This window comes from Kitasatospora sp. NPDC127111 (assembly GCF_042677465.1).
GTDB lineage: Bacteria > Actinomycetota > Actinomycetes > Streptomycetales > Streptomycetaceae > Kitasatospora.
The window spans coordinates 1-13,357 of the sequence record NZ_JBHXTG010000058.1 but is presented as its reverse complement, the minus strand read 5'-3'; the positions used below and the strand labels follow the sequence as shown (position 1 = coordinate 13,357).

The 13,357-nt window shown below is 74.4% G+C and carries 12 protein-coding genes and 1 pseudogene; 6 read left to right on the top strand and 7 right to left on the bottom strand.

Annotation, left to right across the window (positions count from 1 at the left end; all coding sequences use genetic code 11):
- Positions 1-201 precede the first annotated feature (201 nt).
- Together ACFVHB_RS28690 and ACFVHB_RS28685 are read right to left on the bottom strand one after the other, a co-directional pair.
- Positions 202-804 carry an AAA family ATPase gene (locus tag ACFVHB_RS28690; protein ID WP_380327999.1) on the bottom strand — a complete coding sequence of 201 codons (603 nt, stop codon included), beginning with the start codon at positions 802-804 and terminating at the stop codon, positions 202-204.
- 148 nt (positions 805-952) lie between these two features.
- Positions 953-1,507: a hypothetical protein gene (locus ACFVHB_RS28685; RefSeq protein WP_380327997.1), complete on the bottom strand. Its 555-nt coding sequence runs from the start codon at positions 1,505-1,507 to the stop codon at positions 953-955.
- A gap of 636 nt (positions 1,508-2,143) precedes the next feature.
- On the opposite strand from ACFVHB_RS28685, the gene ACFVHB_RS28680 reads away from it, so the two are divergent.
- The 4 genes and pseudogenes from ACFVHB_RS28680 to ACFVHB_RS28665 form a co-directional block, all read left to right on the top strand.
- On the top strand, positions 2,144-3,028 hold the full coding sequence (locus ACFVHB_RS28680) for a S1 family peptidase (protein WP_380327995.1): 885 nt from the start codon (positions 2,144-2,146) through the stop codon (positions 3,026-3,028).
- A gap of 176 nt (positions 3,029-3,204) precedes the next feature.
- Positions 3,205-4,107, top strand: a complete 903-nt coding sequence (locus tag ACFVHB_RS28675; protein ID WP_380327993.1) for a trypsin-like serine protease — start codon at positions 3,205-3,207, stop codon at positions 4,105-4,107.
- Between the two features lie 208 nt (positions 4,108-4,315).
- Positions 4,316-4,948 carry a DUF3105 domain-containing protein gene (locus ACFVHB_RS28670; protein WP_380327991.1) on the top strand — a complete coding sequence of 211 codons (633 nt, stop codon included), beginning with the start codon at positions 4,316-4,318 and terminating at the stop codon, positions 4,946-4,948.
- Between the two features lie 106 nt (positions 4,949-5,054).
- A pseudogene (locus ACFVHB_RS28665) lies at positions 5,055-5,396 on the top strand (alpha/beta hydrolase); the annotation flags it as partial.
- A 184-nt stretch (positions 5,397-5,580) separates the two neighbouring features.
- Here ACFVHB_RS28665 and ACFVHB_RS28660 read toward each other — a convergent pair.
- Entirely contained in the window at positions 5,581-6,024 is a 444-nt protein-coding gene (locus ACFVHB_RS28660) for a hypothetical protein (RefSeq protein ID WP_380327989.1), read from the bottom strand.
- Positions 6,025-6,303: 279 nt separating this feature from the next.
- Here ACFVHB_RS28660 and ACFVHB_RS28655 point away from each other — a divergent pair, with 279 nt between their 5' ends.
- The gene (locus tag ACFVHB_RS28655; RefSeq protein WP_380327987.1) at positions 6,304-7,005 is read left to right on the top strand and encodes an SMI1/KNR4 family protein; all 702 of its coding nucleotides are present in this window, start codon (positions 6,304-6,306) and stop codon (positions 7,003-7,005) included.
- Positions 7,006-7,139: 134 nt separating this feature from the next.
- Here the strand turns inward: ACFVHB_RS28655 and ACFVHB_RS28650 are convergent, their stop codons facing one another.
- On the bottom strand, positions 7,140-8,045 hold the full coding sequence (locus ACFVHB_RS28650) for a hypothetical protein (protein WP_380327985.1): 906 nt from the start codon (positions 8,043-8,045) through the stop codon (positions 7,140-7,142).
- A gap of 231 nt (positions 8,046-8,276) precedes the next feature.
- Positions 8,277-11,180, bottom strand: coding sequence for a SpoIIE family protein phosphatase (locus tag ACFVHB_RS28645; protein WP_380327983.1), 2,904 nt, complete (start codon positions 11,178-11,180; stop codon positions 8,277-8,279).
- A gap of 152 nt (positions 11,181-11,332) precedes the next feature.
- On the opposite strand from ACFVHB_RS28645, the gene ACFVHB_RS28640 reads away from it, so the two are divergent.
- On the top strand, positions 11,333-11,941 hold the full coding sequence (locus ACFVHB_RS28640; protein ID WP_380327981.1) for a DJ-1/PfpI family protein: 609 nt from the start codon (positions 11,333-11,335) through the stop codon (positions 11,939-11,941).
- 362 nt (positions 11,942-12,303) lie between these two features.
- Here the strand turns inward: ACFVHB_RS28640 and ACFVHB_RS28635 are convergent, their stop codons facing one another.
- Complete coding sequence (locus ACFVHB_RS28635) at positions 12,304-12,846, bottom strand: Imm21 family immunity protein (protein WP_380327979.1); 543 nt, start codon at positions 12,844-12,846, stop codon at positions 12,304-12,306.
- Between the two features lie 37 nt (positions 12,847-12,883).
- A partial coding sequence (locus ACFVHB_RS28630) for an amidohydrolase family protein (RefSeq protein WP_380327977.1) occupies positions 12,884-13,357 on the bottom strand: 474 nt, incomplete at its 5' end.

Sequence of the window (13,357 nt, the reverse complement as noted above, 5' to 3'; positions counted from 1 at the left end):
CCCGCGCGCGGATCGGTCGTGGTGACCACGGCCGGTCTCCCGGCGCGTCGGCGGGGCGCCGCGTCGGGAGTCGGCCCGAGCCGGGGCGTCCGGCGGGGGAACGGGGCGGGGGAGGGGGCGGTGAATTCCGTTGCCCGGTCTGCGTACTCCCGGCCGCGGCCGCCGGCACTGTCCGTTCCCCGAACGCCGCGGGAGCGGTCGTCACGAGCTCCGGATCGCGGAGTGCTCCCCGTCACCGGGCGGTCGGCGCTCGTGCGCGGCGAATTCGACGATGCGGTCCAGGGGCGGCGCCCAGCCCTGTGCGGTGTCCACGACCAGGCAGGGGACGTCGAGCGCGATCGGGACCCACGACTCGATGGGCCGCTTCCCCTCCGCGATGCGCCGCAGGAGATCGGCATCCGCGTGCACGGCGCGCGAAGGCGTCTCCGCGGCCCGGCGGGTGATGCGGTCGCGGGCGAGTTCGGGATCGACGACGCAGCGCACGACACGGATGCTCGCCAGGTCCGCGAGCGGCTCCAGGCCCGGACGCCACAGACGGTCCTGGAACGCGGCCTCCGCCACCACGCTCGTTCCCGACTCCAGGAGCTCGCCGAGGGTGTGGAAGAACGTCTCCAGCGTCCTCAGGTCCAGCGTCCTCAGGTCCACGTCGCCCGCAGGGTCCGCGCCGGTGGCGGCCAGGCGTTCCTTGATCTCGTCGCGGCAGACCGCCGGCCAGCCGAGTGCGTCGGCCAGCGCGTGCGCCAGCGACGTCTTGCCCGCCCCGGGCGGGCCACTGACGGCGACCAGTGTCGGGCGCTCCGTCATGCCGCCTCCCCTCGCTCGTTCACGGCACCATTCTCGAACCCGGCGCCGGTACGGACCGGGGCACCCGGTGGACGTCCCTGATCGGGTGCCGGTGGCGCTACCACGGCGAGCGGCGGCCCGCTGTCGATGATCCACCAGCCGCGGCCCGCTATCCGCGGCCTGTTCCGTGCTCGCGGAGGGTGCGGCGCGCGGCGCCCAGGACGAGCAGGACCCAGAGGACGCCGACGCCGGCCACGGCGTAGACGCCGCCGACGAAGGGCGTGTTCGGGTGCGTCGCGGCGGGCGGGGCCCACCCCTCCGGGTCGACGAGGACCGTGAGGGTGGTGCCGACGTCGGCCCTCGACGCGCAGCCCGAGCCGTCGTACGAGGCGTGCGGCAGTGGCTGTCCGTCGGCCCGGCGGATGCCGCACGACCAGCTCACCCTCCCGCTCCTGTCCTTCGAGGAGTGGGCCGAGGTGATCACCACCTGGGTCTCCACTCCGCGGTGGGCGATCAGCTCCGCGCGCAGGCTGGCCGTCGGTGTGACGACGAGGAGGATGCCCAGCAGGACGCCGGGCCAGAGCACCCAGCCGCTGGTGCGCACCACCATCAACCCGCCGAGCGCCCCGATGAGCACCAGGACGGCGAGGATCATGCCGGGGGCCTCGTAGTCAGGGTTGGTGGCGAGCGCCAGCAGCCCCACCAGCAGCACCGGGACGACCACCGCGGTCAGGAGCGCCGCTCGGCGGACGGTCCGCGGCGACGGCCGGCGGTCGTTGCCGCCACGCCTCCGCCCGGAGCGCTTGCCTCCTGACGGTTTCGCAGGCCGGACCACCCCCTCGGCCAGTGGTCTCTTCCGCTTCTTCGTCCGGCTCCCCGCCATGCCGCCCCCGTTCCGTCGTCGACCGACCGCGCACCCGCTCACCCGCGGACCGACCGCGCACCCGCTCGCCCGACCGCCCGACCGCCCGACCGCCCGTGCGCCCGGCCGCTCGCGCCACCACAGTCTGCCGCCGGCCCCGCCACGCCGGGAAGCCCGCGTACCGGCTCGGGGCCGCGCGACGGCGGCCGGTGGGCGTGGGGGACGAACGGCCGGCGACGGGAGCGACGCAGGTGGGACGGGCCACCGCTCCCGGGGCGGCGGCAGCCGGCGCCCCGGGAGCGGCGGGGAGTGCGGACTCCCGGCGTGCCGGAAGCCTTGTGCGGCCCGGTGGTGATCCCCATACTTCCCGTCAGCGCCTGTCAGGGGCAGATCACCCACCGTCGTTCCCCATGGGCGCCGGCGGGTGTCCGCGCACGGCCTGACCGCGCCTCACGGCCCCCCAACCCTCAGGGGCCTCTCACTCCCAGGAGGAGATCAGTGAGGATCAAGCGCACCGACTCCGGCCACGGCAAGGCCAGACGCACCCGCCTGCTCGCCGTGGCCGTCGGCCTGCTGTCCGCCACCGCCGTCGCCGCGCCGAGCGCCGTCGCCGCCCCCACCCAGTCCTTCGGCCCGGCCCGGCTGGCCGCGGTGAGCGACGCCGTCCTGAACACCGGCGTCGACGGCATCGCCTGGTACACCGACGCCGCCGCCGGCCGCGTCGTCGTGACGGCGGACAGTACCGTCTCCCCGGCCTCACTCGCCCGGCTCCGGCACGCCGCGGGTGCCGACGCGGCCGCCCTGCGGATCCAGCGCACCGCCGGCGTGCTGACCCCGCTGCTCGCCGCGGGCGACGCCGTCTACGGCGGCGGGTACCGCTGCTCGCTCGGCTTCAACGTGGTGAGCGGCAGCAGCTACTACTTCCTCACCGCCGGCCACTGCGGCAACGTCGCCAAGACCTGGTACACCAACTCCGCCCAGAGCACGCTGATCGGTGCGACCGTCAACTCCAGCTTCCCGGGCAACGACTACGCCCTGGTCCGGTACGACAACGGCGCGCTGAGCCACAGCGGCGGCTTCTCCTCCGCACCCGACGCCTACGTCGGTGAGTCGGTCAAGCGCACCGGGTCGACCAGCGGCACCCACGGCGGTACGGTCACCGGCCTCAACGCCACCGTGCGCTACTCCGGGGGCGGCACCGTCCGCGGCATGATCCAGACCAACGTCTGCGCCGAGCCCGGCGATTCGGGCGGCCCGCTCTACGACGGCAGCAAGGCGCTCGGCATCACCTCCGGCGGCAGCGGCGACTGCCGCACCGGTGGGACGACCTTCTTCCAGCCGGTGAACGAGGCCCTCGCCGCGTACCACGTGAGCGTTTACTGACCCGGACCGCCTCCGGATCCCGTCCGGTGGCCCGGCCGACCCGCCGCGTGCGGCAGCAGGCCGGCCGGGCCACCCGGATGGCAGCCCGACAACCGGGTGACGTCAGGGAGTTCACCCGCAGGAACCAGCAGCAGGCCGCCGGAACGCCCGACGGCCCGGAAGGAGCCACGACCCCCGTGCCGATCACCGACATTCCGGCAGCCCTCGGACGCGCCGGAAGCGCCCTCGCCGCGGCCTCGGCGGCCGCCGTCCTGCTCGCGGCCGTGACCACCCCCGCCGCAGCCGTCAACTCCTACAACGCCTCGCCCGCACCCGAGCGCACCGAGGTGGGCGCGCTGGTGGTGCAGTGGGACGACGACGGGAACCCCGCCACACCGGACCGGGTGGACTGGATGTGCTCGGGCACCATGGTGGACGGCGACACCTTCCTCACCGCCGCGCACTGCACCGGCGACTGGCCGGCCGGCGCCCGCTTCTACGTCTCCCTCGACCAGGACGTGCAGGCCGGACTGGACGCGGCCCGGGCCGCGCACCCCGGCGACCCGTCGGCCGTCGCCGCCGCGGTCGCCGTGGAAGGGTCCGCCCACCAGGACCCCGCCTACCCCGGCCCCGCCGCCGACCCGCACGACATCGCCGTCGTCCAGCTCCCGGCGCCGGCGGTCGCCGCGCGCTGGGCCTTCACCCCGGCCGCCCTCCCGACCGAGAACCAGCTCGGCGCGCTCGGGCCGCAGGGCCTCAACGCGACTCCGTTCACCGTCGCCGGCTACGGCACCCAGGAGGCGCAGCGCGGCCCCGGCGGGCTGACGCACCCGGGCGGCGGCGTGCGGATGAAGGCGCCGGTGACGTTCAACGCGCTCAACGCGCCGTGGATCCGGCTGGGGATGACCGCCCCGCAGGGCAACGGCGGCGCGTGCTACGGGGACTCCGGTGGCCCGAACTTCGCCACCGTCGGCGGGAGGTTCCTGCTGGTGGCGACGACCATCACCGGGGACGGGCCGTGCTACGCGACCAACGTCGCCTACCGGCTCGACACGCCGGTCGCCCGGGCCTTCCTCGCCCCGTTCGTGACGCTGCCCTGACCTGACCGCCGGCCCGTCGCGCTGCCCGGGGCGGAAGCGGAGCGATCACCCAGGGTGACGCGCCGTTCCGCCCCGCGGGCGCGGCGATTCCGGGCCGTCCGGGCCCGGTGATCACCGGCGAGGCCCCGGAATGGTCGAGCCGCCGTGGGTCCGGCGATACTGGACATGAACGCCGTGCACCCGCACGGCGGGGAGAAGGACATCGGTCATGGCTTCCGCTCCCCGAAAACCGACGGACGGCCGACGCGCCAGGATCGAAGCCCTCCGCAAGGAGGAGCGACGACACGAGCGCCGCCGCAAGATCATCTACGCCTCGGCGGCCGGCCTGATCCTGGCCGGGGTCGTCGCCGGTGGCATCTGGGCCGTGACCTCGGCCTCGGACAACGGCGGCAAGTCCGCGGCCGACATCGCCGGCGTCCAGACCTTCGGCCAGCTGGGCCGCACCCACGTCCAGACCCCGGTGAGCTACCCGCAGACGCCGCCCGTCGGCGGCGACCACAACCCGCTCTGGCTCACCTGCAACGGCAACGTGTACACCAAGCCGGTACCGAACGAGAACGCCGTGCACTCCCTGGAGCACGGCGCGGTCTGGATCACCTACAACGACAAGGCCGGTCCGGACGACGTCGCCGCCCTCGCCGCCAAGGTGCAGGGCAAGGCGTACACGTTCATGAGCCCCTACCCGGCCGAATCGGGGAAGATCACGCTCACCGCCTGGAGCACCCAGCTGGTGGTGGACAGCGCGAGCGACCCGCGCGTGGACGCCTTCCTGGCCGAGTACGTCCAGGGCCCGCAGACGCCGGAGCCCGGAGCGCCGTGCACCGAGGGGCTCACCCCGTGATCCCGTCACCCGCCGGCTGACCGGTTCGGCCGACGAGCGGCTCGGTGGCGTCCGGCCACGGAGCCTCCGCGAAAGCCTGTTGGCGGGCCACCGCGGCCACTGCTACTCGCTGCCCGGGATCGGGGGCCCGGTCGGATACGAGGGGGGAGTGATCTCCATCGGCATCCGGCTGGCGGTCGTCGAACCGCGCATCGTGGCCGCGGGCTTCTTCGCCGGGAGTCTCGTGCCCCGCACCATCATCGTTGAGGAGGCCCGCCGGGTCACCGTTCCGCTGCACGTCCTGCTGCAGTGGGACGACGAGGGGAACGACCGGCAGGCGGCCCTGGACCTGTTCGACGCCTTCGGCACCGAGGAGAAGACGCTGCACGCCAACATGGGCGGGCACACCGGCGTCCCGCAGTTCGAGCTCGACCCGGGCGCCCGGTTCTTCGCCCGGCATCTGAGGTGAGACCGGGCCGTCAGGCCGGCAGCGGGCGGTTGGCGGTGTCGGCCACGCCGCTCATCGAGGACCGGCCCCGGCCGCCCTCGATGAGCGGTGGCCGGCGGCCACGACCTTCGGCCGCCGACCGAGGTCCCCTTCACCGGGACGGTTCGGGGAACACCTGTGATGCGGGGACACCTGTCAGGGGTGCCTAGTGGGACCGTCCGGCCAGCGCCTTCACCGGGGCGGTCACCCCACCGCGCGGCTCGGCCGCGCGCTCGCCGCCGCTCGCGCCGAGCCAAACGGCGAACGCGACGACGAACAGGGCCTCCACGACGAGGGCGAGCGGGCCGTACGGCACCTCCCACTCGTCCTCCTGGTAGCCCGGCAGCCCGACGGTACGGGACAGCAGGAACCCGACGATCATGCCGATGCTGGTCGCCGACCCGACCAGCCAGGCGCCGATCGGCCGCCGCAGGAGCAGGAGACCGGCGGCAACGGCCAGCATCACCACGCTTCCGACCACGAAGAGGACACCGACGTAGGGCTTCTCCTCCAGATGTGAGGGGACCAGGATGAGGTGGACCACGGCGTTCGCCACGGCACAGGCCACCGCGGTCCCCAGCATGGCGTTTCGGACGAAGTGGGAAGTCATCACGATTCCAGGGGTAGCGCGACGACCCCCCGCCGCCGCTGCCTCTCCGCCGTTCGCGAGGGCGTGCCTCCCCTGGATACGTGTGCGGCCGCCCGAGCGTTCACCGCCCCGCGGATCCCGCTCTCGTGGGTCGACCGCGCCCCGGTACCGGCCCGCACCCGGCCCTGGCCGCAGTCACGCCCGGGCCGGCGCCCGCTTCGGCCCGATTCCCGTTGATCCCCGTGGCTGGGGGGTGCCAGGATCATCAGCCCGGCAACCGGGTGCGAGAGGGTGAAGAGGGTGGAGACCGTGGAGACGGCGGAGCGGGGGACGGGCTGGACGGGCGTGCGTGAGCAGGTCCTGGCCCTGCGGGACGCGCCCTTCGCGGGGGAGGTCTTCGGTGCGCGCTGGCAGGGGTTCGGGCACGGCTTCGCGCTGGAGCCGCCGCTCGGCGAAGCCGAGCTGGCGGCGGCCGAGTCGGCGCTCGGCGTCGCCCTGCCCGCCGACTACCGCGGCTTCCTCCTGGAAGTGGGCGCCGGCGGGGCCGGGCCCCACTACGGGCTCTTCCCGCTGCGGCGGGACGACCAGGGCTGGCACTGGGCCGAGGGCGGCGGCGTACGCGGTGACACCACGCTGCTCGGGCAGGCGTTCCCGTCGGCGGAGGAACGCGCGCGTCGGGAGGCGGAGCTCGACGCCCGCGAGCCCGTCGAAGGGGACTTCCCGGACGAGCAGTCGTTCCGCGCGGCGTTCCGCGCCTGGGACGAGGAGTGCGAACGGCTCCAGGAGGCGATGACCGCGGGGGCGGTGTGCCTCAGCCACGAGGGGTGCGGTTACTACACCTGGCTCGTCGTCACCGGGCCGGACAGCGGCACGCTGTGGTTCGACGGTCGCGCGGCCGGTCTCCCGCTCCGGCCGCTCACCGCCGGGGAGGAGCGCGTGGGCTTCCGCGACTGGTACCTGGACTGGCTGGCCCGGGCCACCTGCGAGGCGCACGGGGGGTGAGCCACCGCCCACCCCGGTGGTGGACGGGGGCGCCGCCCACCGGCCCCGACCACTCCGGGCCGGCACCCGCGCCCCGGGCGCGGGGCCGGGGACGGCGCCGAGGGCGGGGACGAGGGCGCGAGAGCGCGCGGCGGTCAGCCGGTGAGGACGCCGGTCAGCTCGGTGACCGCGGCGGTGATCCCGGCAGCCGGCGCGCTGACCTTCACCGGCTTGCCGAGCTGGGTGAAGCTCACGGTGGTGACCGAACGGACCGGGTTCATGTCCAGGACCAGCCGGACCTTCACGACCCGTCCCTCGGCGTCGACCCACACCTCGGCCGGGATCTGGACGCCGGTGCCGCTCACGGCCCGGAACTGCTCCGTCTTGCCCCGCACCTCCGGCGTCAGGCGCAGGGTGACGGCCTCGTCGGACAGGAACCCGCTGTACCGCGCGGCGCGCACCCCGTTCACGTCCTCCTCGGCGCCCCGGGTGACCCGGGTGAGGGTGGCGATCTGCTGGAGGAAGTGCTCCGGGTCGTTGACCGGGGCGCGGAGCAGGGCGTGCGCGACGGTCCTCTCCCGGTCGATCGCCCCCCACGTCCCCTTGGGGAGGCCCGCGGACCCGCGCACGTACACCTGGCCGTCGGCGAAGATCTCGTCGACGTGGCTGATCCCGCCCCCGGGAAGGTCGACGCCGAGCTGACCCCGGTCCGCCGCCAGGTCGAAGTCCCCGGCGACGGTCAGGTGGTACGTCGTCTCCCCGTCGGTGAGCTCCACGTTCTGGTCGACCCGCGCGCTGGTCCGGCCGGTGGCCTCGGCCGCCGCCCGTACCGCACGGGCGTGGTCGGCCGCCGGCGTCGGCGTGCCCGTCGCAGCTCCGGCCGTCGCACTTGCGGCCGTCGCGCTCGGCGCCGTCGTGGCCGACGCGGGGGCCGCGGAGACGCTCGCCGTCACCGTGGCGCCGGCCGAGGGCCGTGCCGAGGTGACGGCGGAGTCGTTCGAACAGCCCGCTGCGCACAGCAGCGCGAGCGTGGTGCCGACGAGAACGGTGGAACGGCGCACTTCTCCCCCTGAACCGATGGTGACGGCCGGCTCGCCGCACTGCGGCGCCCCCTCCGGTGGCACGTGTCCTGACCACGCCCGGCCACCTCGACCCTACCTCCCGTACCCCACCTGACCTGCACGGGGGCCTGCACGGGGGCCGACGCACACCCTCCCGGCGGGCCGTGGGGACGGCCCCGTGGGCATCGTCGGCGGGCGGCCTCCGACGGCGCCGGCGCCGTCCGTGACCGGCTACGACTCCACGGGCATGCCGCCCCGGGCCGTCGCCGCCTCGCCGACCGGCGCCTGCGCCGCCTCCTGCTCGGCGGCTCCCGCCACCGCTCCCGCCACCGTCTCCGGCGCCGCTCCGGCTTCCGCCTCGTCCGGACCGGCCGGAGGCGGGGGCGGCGGCCCGGGCTCGTCGTCCACGGCCAGCGGCGCCGAGGGCTCCCCGTCGGGGCCGCCGATCGCGGCGGGGAGCGGCTGCTCCGTCCAGATGATCTTGCCGTGGGGGGTGTACCGGGTGCCCCAGCGTTCGGTGAGCTGCGCCACCAGGAACAGGCCCCGCCCGCCCTCGTCGGTCGTCGCCGCGTAGGTCAGGTGCGGGGAGGTGTTGCTGCCGTCGGACACCTCGCAGATCAGGCTGCGGTCGCGCAGCAGCCGCACCCTCACGGGCGGCGAGCCGTAACGGATGGCGTTGGTGACCAGTTCGCTGAGGGCCAGTTCCGCGCCGAACGCCAGGTCTTCCAGGCCCCACTCCTCCAGCGTCGCGGTCGCCCAGGCACGCACGTCGCCGACGGCGGCCGGGTCGGACGGCACGTCCCGGTCGGCGACGTGCTCCGGACCGAGCACCCGGGTCTTCGCGATCAGCAGCGCCACGTCGTCCTGCGGACGGGCCGGCAGCAGGGCGTCCAGCACGGCCCGGCAGTGCTCCTCGGGCTCCCGGTCATGGCCCGAGAGCGCCTGGCGCAGGAGCTCCATGCCGACGTCGAAGTCCCGGGTGCGCTCCTCGACCAACCCATCGGTGTAGAGGACGATCTGGGTGCCCTCGTCCAGGACCACCTCCGCCGTCTCGAACGGCATTCCGCCCGTTCCCAGCGGCGGGCCGATCGGAAGCTCCGGGAACCGGACGCCGCCGTCGGGACCGACCAGCGCGGGCGTGGGGTGTCCGGCCCGCGCGATGGTGCAGAGCCGGGAGACCGGGTCGTAGATGGCGTACAGGCACGTGGCTCCCGTGACGCCGGTGCCGGTGCCGCTGTCGGTCTCCTCCTGGTCGATGCGGTTCACCAGCTCGTCGAGGTGGCCGAGCAACTCGTCCGGAGGGAGGTCGAGGGCGGAGAAGTTGTGCACGGCGGTGCGCAGCCGCCCCATGGTGGCCGCGGCGTGCAGCCCGTGGCCGACGACGTCGCCCACGACGAGGGCGACCCGGGCGCCGGGCAGCGGGATCACGTCGAACCAGTCGCCGCTCACGCCGGACTGCGCGGGCAGGTAGCGGTGCGCGACGGTGAGTGCGCTCTGCTCCGGCAGGGCGCGCGGCAGCAGGCTGCGTTGCAGCGTCACGGCCATGGCGTGCTCGCGGGTGTACCGGCGGGCGTTGTCGATGCTGACCGCGGCACGGGCGACGAGCTCCTCGGCCAGCGACCGGTCCTCGTCGTCGAACGGCTCGGGTTTCCGCGACCGCCAGAAGTTGGCGACGCCCAGGATGATGCCGCGGGCCTGCAGGGGAGTGGTGATGAGCGAGTGGACGCCGTAGTCCATGATCTGCCGGGCCCGTTCCTGGTCCTGGGCGTGCCAGCCGTGGGCGACGGACAGGTCGGGGACGACCTGCGACCGGCCGCTGTCGAAGCCCTGGGCCTGGGGGGTGGAGGGGATGAAGGCGATCAGCCTGCCCCGCGGGTAGAAGGGGTGGTCCTCGCGGATCCCGTGGACGGCGGCCCGGCGCAGGTCGATCGCGGTGCCGGTGGGCTCGTCCCCGCGCAGCACCGGGTCGGCGAGGTCGACGGTGACGAAGTCCGCGAAGCCGGGAACCGCGACCCGGGCCAGCTCCTCGGCGGTGCGCACGACGTCCAGGGTCGTGCCGACGCCGACGCCGGCCTCGTAGAGCAGGGCGAGGCGCTTGCCGGCCACTTCGGCCCGGCCGGACAGCGCCCGCAGCTCCGTGGAGTCGCGGATCGTGGCGACCGTTCCCGCCGCGCCGCCGTGGCGGTCGGTCGGCCGCTGGTTCACCGCGAGCAGGCGGCCGCGCGACTGGTGCACCTCGTCGGTGGCCACGCGGCCCGACTTCAGCAGCTCGGCGGTGCCGGGGTCGAGGCCGTCCAGGTCGTCGAGCTTCCGGCCCTCGGCGTCGTCCGGCAGTCCCAACAGCTCCTTCGCCTCGTCGTTCGCCAGCAGCAGCCGTCCGTCGGGCGCGACGATGACGACGCCCTCCCGCACCGCGTGGAGGACGGCGTTGTGGTGCTCGTGCACGCGGGTCATCTCGGTCGGGCCCAGGCCGCGCGTCTGGCGCTTCAGCCGCCGGAAGACCAGGGCGGTTCCGGCGGTGGCGAGCGCGAGTGCGGCGGCGCCGGTCCCCAGGATGACGGGCAGCTGCCGGTTGCCGGCCGTGGTGACGTTCGCGACCTTGAGCCCGGCGGACACCAGGCCCACGACCGATCCGTCGGGGGCGGTGACCGGCACGACCGCCTGGACTTCGTGGCCGAGCGGGCCGTGCACGCTCTCCGTGTAGACGTGGCCGGCCAGGGAAGGGCCGATCGTGCCGACGAACTGTTTGCCGATCCGGTCCGGCAGGGGGTGCGTGTACCGGATCCCGTCGGTGTTCATGACCACGATGAAGTCGACGCCGGCCGGTCCGCGCGTCTCCTCCGTCAGCGGTTGGAGCACGGCCGACGGATTCGGCGACGCCAGTGCGTCACGGAGGCCGGGGGAGTGGGCGAACGCCTCCGCGACGGCCACCGACCGGTTGCGGGCCTCGGCTTCGCTAGACTTCCGCGATTCGAGGACGAGCGCCAGGATCGCCCCGAGGACGAGCAGCAGCACGACCGCGATCTGCAGCGCGAAGACCTGGCCGGCAACGCTCCGAGGGCTCCTGGGGAGGAGGCTCTTCGCGAACAGTGTCGGCTTCGGTACGCTCCGGGACGGGTCGGCGTGTTCGACCATGCGTCCTTTTTAACACCGCCGCGCGAGTGACCACGAGGCTTCGGTAGCCGTACGTAGTGGGCGGCCCCAAGGCCACTTGCCGCGGATTGGCCCTGGTCCTCGATCGGATGGCCTCCTAGGCTCGACAACGGTTCCGACGTGAGGGAGTTGTGATGCAGGTTGCCGTGGTCACGTTCGACGGGTTCAACGAACTCGACAGTTTCATCGCGTCCGCGCTGATCAACCGGTGCCGCAAGGACGGCCTGGAGGCCTTCATCACGACACCGACACCGATGGTCACGTCGATGAACGGCGTCGACGTCACCGGGCAGCGCCCGATGGAGTTCGTGACCGAGGCCGACGTCGTGCTGATCGGCAGCGGGGTGAAGGCGCGGGAGGTGATCGCCGACGACCGGCTGGTCTCCAGGCTGCGGCTCGACCCGTCGCGACAGCTGATCGGTTCGCAGTGCTCCGGCGCGCTGGTGCTCGCCCGCCTCGGCCTGCTGGACGGCATGCCGGCCTGCACCGACACGAAGAGCCGGCCCTTCGTCGAGGCCCGCGACGTCACGGTGCTCGACGCGCCCTTCCACGCCGAGGGGAACATCGCCACGGCGGGCGGCTGCCTGGCGTCCCAGTACCTCGCCACCTGGGTGATCACCAAGACGCTCGGCGAGGACGCCGCGCGCGGCGTCCTCGACTACGTGGCGCCGGTCGGCGAGAACCGCGCGACCGTCGAGCGCGCCCTGCGCGCCGTCAGCACGGGCCAGGCCGCGCTGCACTGATGCCGGGAGCGTGCCGGGCCGCGAGACCGCGGCCCGCGGTCCGGCCGTGCCCCGCGTGTCAGTGCCGGGGGGATGTGTTCTCGGCCATGGTGACAGCGGTGTTCGTCGGTGAGACGACTTCAGGTGCCCGACCGCGGCCGGGTCGTGTGCCGGTGGCGGAACCGGGCGGTGGCGGGTCCGCCTCCGTCGGCCTCGAACCGCAGGGCGGTCGCCACGCCGGGGCCCGAGCCGGCGGACTCACCCGCGCCGGACTCGAGCGGCTCGCCCTTCCCGGCTGAGCCCGGCCCGCGCCTGCCGGAAGCCACCGTGACCACCACCGCCCGGGCGCTCCGGCAGACATCGGTGCCCGGTGCGTGCGGTCGTCAAGCGGGCACCAGGCGCACCAGCAGGAACGCCGAGTCCTCGTCAGGCTCCACGGTGAGGGACTGGGCGCGGTATCGCCCGGGCACCAGGTCCACCGGAAGGTACTCGCCGCTGGAGACGATCCGCTCGCCCTCGTACGAGGCGTCCGTCAGCAGGTACCGCCCACCGCTCAGCTCGACGGTGACGGCGTCCGCCCAGCCCGCGTCACCGGCGGTCGCCGCCGCGACGGCGGCCGCGAGCCCGGCGTCGTCGTCCGCGTAGCACCAGCGCGCGAAGACCAGGTGCCCGGGCAGCCACGTGATGGCCAGCGGCTCACCGCCGAGCGTCAGCACGTCCCCGTGCCCCGGTAGCGCAAAGGCATCCGCGTACTCCGTGGTGTGGGGCAGCGCCTGCTCCCAGCCGGCCCACCCGGCCAGCGCCCCCTGGGGGACCAGGGCGTACCGGGCGGTGTCGGTCGATTCGAGCCACCCGTCGACCGGCTCGCAGGAGGGCCAGTCGGGGCGGGCCGAGCGCTCGTCCGTCGTGCGCGGATCATCGTTCACACCCGGGATCATCGCACTCGCCGCCGACAGTCGGTGCTCAGCGGTCCGGGGGCCCTGTCCGGAAGGGGCCTCCCGTCCCGGGCCGGAACCTCTCGGCGCCGGTGATCCACTCGCCGCGGCGCATGACGGCGACGAGGTCGTACGTGGTGGAGTCGACGACGACCAGGTCGGCGAGCTTGCCGGTCTCCAGTGAGCCGATCCGGTCGGCCAGGCCGAGCAGCCGGGCGGGGGTGGCGGAGAGCGACTCGGCGGCCTGGTCGAGGGTCAGGCCGTTGACGGTGAGGGCGCGTTTGAACGCCACGTCCAGGGTGAGGGTGGAGCCGGCGATGGAGCTGCCGTCGGTGAGCAGGGCGACGCCGTCCTTGACGTCGACCTGGAGCGGGCCGAGCGGGTAGCGGCCGTCGCCCATGCCGGCGGCGCCCATCGCGTCGGTGATCAGCGCGACCCGCGCGGCGCCGGCGGTGCCGTACGCGAGGTCCAGCACCGACGGGTGCAGGTGCACCCCGTCGTT

Bases quoted from the DNA above. Each gene is read 5' to 3' on its own strand.
- ACFVHB_RS28690 (WP_380327999.1), bottom strand. From the start codon at position 804: ATGACGGAGCGCCCGACACTGGTCGCCGTCAGTGGCCCGCCCGGGGCG.
- ACFVHB_RS28670 (WP_380327991.1), top strand. From the start codon at position 4,316: ATGGCTTCCGCTCCCCGAAAACCGACGGACGGCCGACGCGCCAGGATC.
- ACFVHB_RS28660 (WP_380327989.1), bottom strand. From the start codon at position 6,024: ATGACTTCCCACTTCGTCCGAAACGCCATGCTGGGGACCGCGGTGGCC.
- ACFVHB_RS28645 (WP_380327983.1), bottom strand. From the start codon at position 11,180: ATGGTCGAACACGCCGACCCGTCCCGGAGCGTACCGAAGCCGACACTG.
- ACFVHB_RS28640 (WP_380327981.1), top strand. From the start codon at position 11,333: ATGCAGGTTGCCGTGGTCACGTTCGACGGGTTCAACGAACTCGACAGT.